Below are 6,035 nucleotides of genomic sequence, written 5' to 3' on the forward strand. Positions count from 1 at the left end.
GCTGTGGGAGTCGTGGCCCGGCGAGGTCACCTGGCACCGCGTCTCCCCCCGCCTGGTGCGGCTGCGCCTGCTGGCCCTGGCCGCCTTCACCGCCCCGGCCACCGCCATCGCCGTCGGCCTGCCCTGGCTGTGGTGGGGATGGGGCTGGGGAGCGGCCATCGGCGGCGCGGTGTTCGCGTGCTGCGCGATCCGGGCGACGGTGCTGGGACGGGCGGTGCGCGCCTGGGGTTACGCCGAACGCGACGAGGACCTGCTGGTGCGCCACGGCCTGTGGACCCGGCGCCTGTCGATCGTCCCCTATGGGCGAATGCAGTTCGTCGACGTCAGCGCGGGCCCCCTGGAGCGCTCCTTCGACCTGGCCACCGTCCAGCTGCACACCGCCGCGGCCACCACCGACGCCACCGTGCCCGGCCTGGAACCCGGCGACGCCGCGGGACTGCGCGACCGGCTCGCCGAGCGCGCCACCGCGGAACGCGAGGGCCTGTGAACGCCGAATTCCGCAGGCTGCACCCGTTGTCGCCGCTGCTGCGCGGCGTCAAGATGCTCGGCGTGGTGATCGCCGCGCTGTCGTGGCAGGGCTTCGCGCGCTTCGGCATCGGGATCGGCGCGGCCATCGTGGCCGGCGGCGGCCTGGCGGCCGTGGCGTGGTCGTGGGTGGCGTGGCACTTCACCGGCTTCAACATCGCCGGGCGCGAGCTGCACATCACCGAGGGCGTGCTGGTGCGCCGCCAGCGCACGATTCCCTTGGAGCGCCTGCAATCGGTGGAGGTGGTGCAGCCGCTGTTGGCCCGGCCGCTCGGCCTGGCGGAGCTGCGCTGCGAGGTGGTGGGCGCGTCCAAGACCGAGGCGCCGCTGTCCTATCTGACCCTCGACGAGGCGCATCGGCTGCGCGGGCAGCTGCTGGAGCTGTCGAAGCAGTCCGGTGTGGAGATCGAGGACGAGGAGGAGCCCGCGGCGTCGCGGGCGCTGCTGTCGGTGCCGCCCAAGCGGCTCGTCGCCGCGCAGCTGCTCACCCCGCAGGTGTTCGCGCTGCCGCTGGCGGTGGCGTTCACGATCGTGACGTTCGTGTGGAACCCCGACGTGACGTTCTTCGGCATCGCCGGGCTCATCACCGCGATGGCGGGCATCCTGCTGCGCCCGGTGCGCGAGGCGATGACCAACTACGACTTCACCCTGGACGACACGCCCGACGGGCTGCGGGTGAAGCGCGGCCTCACCGAGCGCCACACCCGAACCCTGCCGTTCGCGCGGGTCACCGCCGCGATGATCCAGTACCCGCTGTTGTGGCGGGGCGCGGGCTGGGCGCGCTGCCGGGTCGCCAACGCCGGGGGCGGCGGGCGCGACCGCGACCAGGTCGCCTCGGGCGACGTGCTGCTGCCGGTGGGCGACCCCGCCGACGCCCGCCTCGTCACCACCCTGGCGCTGTCCGGTGTGGACATGACCGCGGCGCGGCTAAGCGGGGTGCCGCGGCGCGCCCGCTGGTGCGCCCCCCTGGCCCAGCCGATCCTCGGCGCCACCCTGGACGACAAGGTGTTCATCGCCCACAGCGGACGGTTCACCAGGACCCTGGTCGCGGTTCCCTACGCCCGCATACAGAGCGTGCGCGTCACCCAGGGGCGCGTGCAGCGCTGGCTGCGGCTGGCCACCGTCCACGCCGACATCGCCGGCGGCACCCTGATGCCCGCCCACGCCGCCCACCGCGACGTCGCCGAGGCCCTGGACATGGCGCGGCGGCTGCGCGAGCGGGCCCGCGCGGCCGCCACGTGAGTCTCAGGAGGCCCGGGCCTCCCTGCGCCGCTCGACCATCGTGTACAGCGCGGGAACCAGGACCAGCGTCAACACCGTCGAGCTGACCAGTCCGCCGATCACCACGATCGCCAGCGGCGTGGAGATGAACGTGCCGCCGCCGGTCAGCCCGACGGCCATCGGCGTCAGCGCGAAGATCGTGGCCAGCGCCGTCATCAGGATGGGCCGCAGCCGGTGGCGCCCGCCCTCGATGACCGCCTCGCGCAGCGGCATTCCCTTGGCGCGGTACTGGTTGATGAGGTCGATGAGGACGATGGCGTTGGTGACGACGATGCCGACGAGCATCAGCAGGCCGATCCCGGCGGCCAGGCCCAGCGGCGTGTCGGTGGCCAGCAGCAGGCCGATCGCACCGGTGGCGGCGAACGGGATCGACACCAGCAGGATCAGCGGCTGGACGACGCTGCGGAAGGTGATCGCCATGACCAGGAAGACCAGCACGATCGCCACGGCCATCGCCAGGCCGAGGTCGCCGAACGACTCCGACTGCTGCCGCGAGGCGCCGCCGATCGCGTAGGCGGCGCCCGCGGGCAGGTCCAGGTCGCCCAGCCGGGCGGTCAGCGCCTTGGTGGTGGCGCCCAGGGAATCGGCGGTGTTGGTCCCGGTGACCACGGCGGTGCGGTCGCCGTCGACGTGGTCGACGGAGACCGGGCCGTCGACGCGGGCGACGTCGGCGACGTCGTCGAGGCGCACGCCCTTGGCCACCTCGATGTCGCGCAGATCCTCAAGGGACGTCGGGGTCGCGCCGCCGGACTCCAGCACGACGTCGGCGGTGGTGTCGTCGAAGGTCAGCTGCGCCAGCGTGGTTCCCCGCACGGCGAGTGTCGCCGCGGCGGCCACGTCGGTCTCGGTGAGCCCGTGGTCGGCGGCGGCGGAGCGGTCGACGCTGATGTCGACGCGCGAGGCGGTCTGGCTCAGGTTGCTGGAGACCTCGACCACGCCGGGGGTGTCGGACATGGCGTCGGCGACCTGGTGGCTGGCGCGGGCCAGCACGTCGGCGTCGTCGGCGGACACGTCGACCTCGAGCGTGTCGCCGCCCATGGCGCCGCCGTCGGCCACGGAGATGGCCCCCAGACCCGACTGATCATCCAGTGTGGACCGCAGCTCGGAGGTGACAGCGTCGGCGTCGCTGCCGTCGGCGAGTCTCAGGGCGTACCTGATGTCGGTGGACGTGGAGGTCTGTCCGCGCAGCTGGGCCCGGGTGCCCGAGCCGCCGCCGCCGACGTTCACCTGGTAGGTGTCGATGGCGTCGATGCCCCGCAGCAGCCGCTCCACCCGCTTGGCCTTGGCGTCGGCGGCCTCCAGCGACGTCCCGGCGGGCAGGGTCTGGGTCATGTTGACGGTGCTGGCGCCGGAGTCGTCCAGGAAGCTGGTCTTCAACTGCGGCACCGCCGCGGCCGTGCCGATGAGGATCAGCAGCCCGACCGCCACGGTGGACAGGCGGTGCCTGGTGACGAACCGCAGGATCGGCACATAGCCGCGTTGCAGCAGGCCGGGGCGGGGCGGGCGCCTGTCGGGTTCGCGGGTCGCCTTCGGCGGCTTCATGAACCAGTACGCGCCGACGGGCACCACCGTCAACGCCACCAGCAGCGAGGCCAGCAGCGCCACGGTGACGGTGACGGAGAACGGACCGAAGACCTCGCCGATGATGCCGCCGACGAAACCGATCGGCAGGAACACCGCCACCGTGGTGATGGTCGAGGCGGTGACGGCCCCGGCCACCTCGCGCACGGCCGCGGGAACGGCCGTGCGCCGGTTCTCCCCTTCGGACAGATGTCGCCTGATGTTCTCCAGCACCACGATCGAGTCGTCCACCACCCGGCCGATCGCGATGGTCAACGCGCCCAGGGTGATGATGTCGAGCGTGTAGTCCTGGGCCCACAGGGCGATGAGCGCGATCAGCACCGACAGCGGGATCGACACGGCCGTCACCAGGGTGGATCGGATGGACGCCAGGAACACGAGGATCACCAGCACCGCCATGGCCAGGCCGAGCAGTCCCTCGGTGCTGACGTCGTCGATGGCGCCGGTGATGTCGGGGGCCCGGTCGGAGATCACGGTGAGTTTCGCGCCCGATCCGAGGGTGTCGGTGAGGTCGTCGAGGCGGTCGCGGACGTCGCGGGAGATGGACACCGCGTTGCCGTCCGGGTCGGCGGTGATCGACACGCCGAGGCTGTCGCGGCCGTTGGTGCGGCTCAGCGAGGTCGCCTGCTTGTCGTCGAGGCTCACCTTCGCGACATCGCCCAGCCGCACCGGCCGGGGCTCCTTTGTGGCGCGTTGCCGTCCCGCGGCGGCGGGGTCGGCGGCGGGCGTCAGGTACAGGTCCTCCAGGTCCTTCACCGCGGTGTAGGAGTCGCCGGCCTGCACGGTGAGCGTCTTGCCGTGGGCCGTGATCGATCCCGCGGGGGTCGCGGTGCCCGCCCTCTTCACGGCGTCGCTGATGGACTGGAGCGTCAGGCCCTTGTCCGCCAAGGCATCGGTGTCGGGCTTGATCGTGACGACCTTGCCGCGGTCGCCGGTCACGGTGGCGTCGGCGACGCCGTCGATGGACCGCAGCCGGGGCGCCACCGTGTCGTCGAGCTTCCGCGCCAGCGCGTCGGCGTCCTTTGTGGTCGTGGCGGCCAGCTGCATCACCGGCAGGTCGTCGGTGCTGCCGACCGAGGTCTTCGGGTCGACGCCGTCGGGCAGGGTGACGGTGGCCAGCGCCCGATCCACGTCGGCGCGTTCGGCGTCGATGTCGCCGCCGTAGTCGAACGACACCCGGATGCCGGCGGTGCCGTCCGAGGAGGTCGAGGTGATCTCGGTGGCGTCGTCGACGGAGCCCAGGGCGTCCTCGATCGGGTCGGTCACCTTGTCGGCCACGATGTCGGGCGAGGCGCCCGGGTAGGCGGCCGCCACGGACACGGTCGGCAGCGTCAACGACGGCAGGAACTGTTGCTGGAGAGTCGGAGTCAGGTACGCGGCCACGCCCGCCACCACGAGGGTGAGCAGGGCGACCAGGCCGCGGTTGGCCAGACTCCATCGCGTCACGATAGACATGGGTCCAAGGTTCGGCGGTCCGGCGGGCGCGGGCGTCGTCCCGGCGAACGTTTCGCGGCTACCGCGATCGCGGTATCGGCCTGAGGCCGCTCTCAGATGCGTTGGGCCGCACCAGCCCGGTCTCGTACGCCACGATCACCAGCTGGGCGCGGTCGTGCACCCCGAGCTTCAGCATCGCCCGGTTGACGTGGGTCTTGGCGGTGGGGCGGGAAATGCCCAGGTCGGCGGCGATGTCGTCGTTGGTGCGGCCCGTGGCCACCAGACCCAGCACCTCGAGTTCGCGATCGGTCAGGACGTCCAGATCCTTTGCCGCGCCACGGTTGTGCGCGGCAGGCGACGACAGGTATCGCCCGATCAGGCCCCTGGTGGCGGCGGGCGACAGCAGCGCCTCGCCGCGGTGGATCAGCCGGATCGCGTCGGCGAGCTCGGCGGCGGTGACGGTCTTGCCGATGAAGCCGCTGGCCCCGGCGCGCAGCGCGGCGAACACGTATTCGTCGATCTCGTAGGTGGTCAGCACCAGCACCCGCACCGTCGACAGTGCCGGGTCGGCGGCGATGGCGGCGGTGGCGCTCAGGCCGTCGGTGCCGGGCATCCGCACGTCCATCAGCACCACGTCGGGCACCGTCTCGCGCGCCAGGCGCACCGCGGCGTCGCCGTCGGCGGCCTCGGCGACCACGTGAAGGTCGTCGGCGGCGTTGAGCAGGACGCGGAAGCCGGTGCGCACCAGCTCCTGATCCTCGGCCAGCAACACCGTGATCACGTGTCACCGTCGCTTTCGGACGCGGGGAGGCTCGCGCGCACCCGGAAGCCGCCCCCCTCGAGGGGCCCGGCGCAGAAGGTGCCGTCCGCCGCCAGGGCGCGCTCGCGCATCCCGATCAGGCCGTGCCCGGCGCCCAGCTCGACGGCGCCGGGGCCGTCGTCAGTGACCTCCACCGTGAGATCGCTGGGGGCGTAGGCGATCGCCACGGCCGCGGACGCGTGCGGTGCGTGCTTGGACACGTTCGTCAGGGCCTCCTGCACGATGCGGTACGCCGCCAGCTGCACCCGCGCCGACAGCGGGCGCGGGCATCCGTCCGTTGTGGACTCCACCGCGGTTCCGCCGGCCCGAAACGACTCCAGCAGCGCGGGCAGCGCGTCGAGGCCCGGGCTGGGGTCGGTGCCCGGCGGCGCGTCGCCGCCCGAGCGCCGCAGCA

Annotated in this window: 5 protein-coding genes; 2 read left to right on the top strand and 3 right to left on the bottom strand. The window is 72.8% G+C overall.

Going from position 1 to position 6,035, the window contains the following annotated elements:
• The first annotated feature begins 1 nt into the window (after position 1).
• Positions 2–487, top strand: a complete 486-nt coding sequence (locus VE172_RS09190; protein WP_349258316.1) for a PH domain-containing protein — start codon at positions 2–4, stop codon at positions 485–487.
• Positions 484–1,767, top strand: a complete 1,284-nt coding sequence (locus VE172_RS09195) for a PH domain-containing protein (protein WP_324800230.1) — start codon at positions 484–486, stop codon at positions 1,765–1,767. The genes VE172_RS09190 and VE172_RS09195 overlap by 4 nt, the downstream gene beginning before the upstream one ends.
• A 3-nt stretch (positions 1,768–1,770) precedes the next feature.
• On the opposite strand, the gene VE172_RS09200 is transcribed toward VE172_RS09195, so the two are convergent.
• The 3 genes from VE172_RS09200 to VE172_RS09210 form a co-directional block, all read right to left on the bottom strand.
• Positions 1,771–4,842: an efflux RND transporter permease subunit gene (locus tag VE172_RS09200; RefSeq protein WP_324800233.1), complete on the bottom strand. Its 3,072-nt coding sequence runs from the start codon at positions 4,840–4,842 to the stop codon at positions 1,771–1,773.
• Positions 4,843–4,900: 58 nt separating this feature from the next.
• The gene (locus VE172_RS09205; protein WP_324800235.1) at positions 4,901–5,602 is read right to left on the bottom strand and encodes a response regulator transcription factor; all 702 of its coding nucleotides are present in this window, start codon (positions 5,600–5,602) and stop codon (positions 4,901–4,903) included.
• Positions 5,599–6,035: sensor histidine kinase (locus VE172_RS09210; protein WP_324800238.1), on the bottom strand; the 437-nt coding region annotated here is incomplete at its 5' end. The genes VE172_RS09210 and VE172_RS09205, both read right to left, overlap by 4 nt.

Origin of the sequence: Stackebrandtia sp. (assembly GCF_035643755.1) — a bacterium.
Lineage (GTDB): Bacteria > Actinomycetota > Actinomycetes > Mycobacteriales > Micromonosporaceae > Stackebrandtia.

Bases quoted from the DNA above. Each gene is read 5' to 3' on its own strand.
- VE172_RS09200 (WP_324800233.1), bottom strand. From the start codon at position 4,842: ATGTCTATCGTGACGCGATGGAGTCTGGCCAACCGCGGCCTGGTCGCC.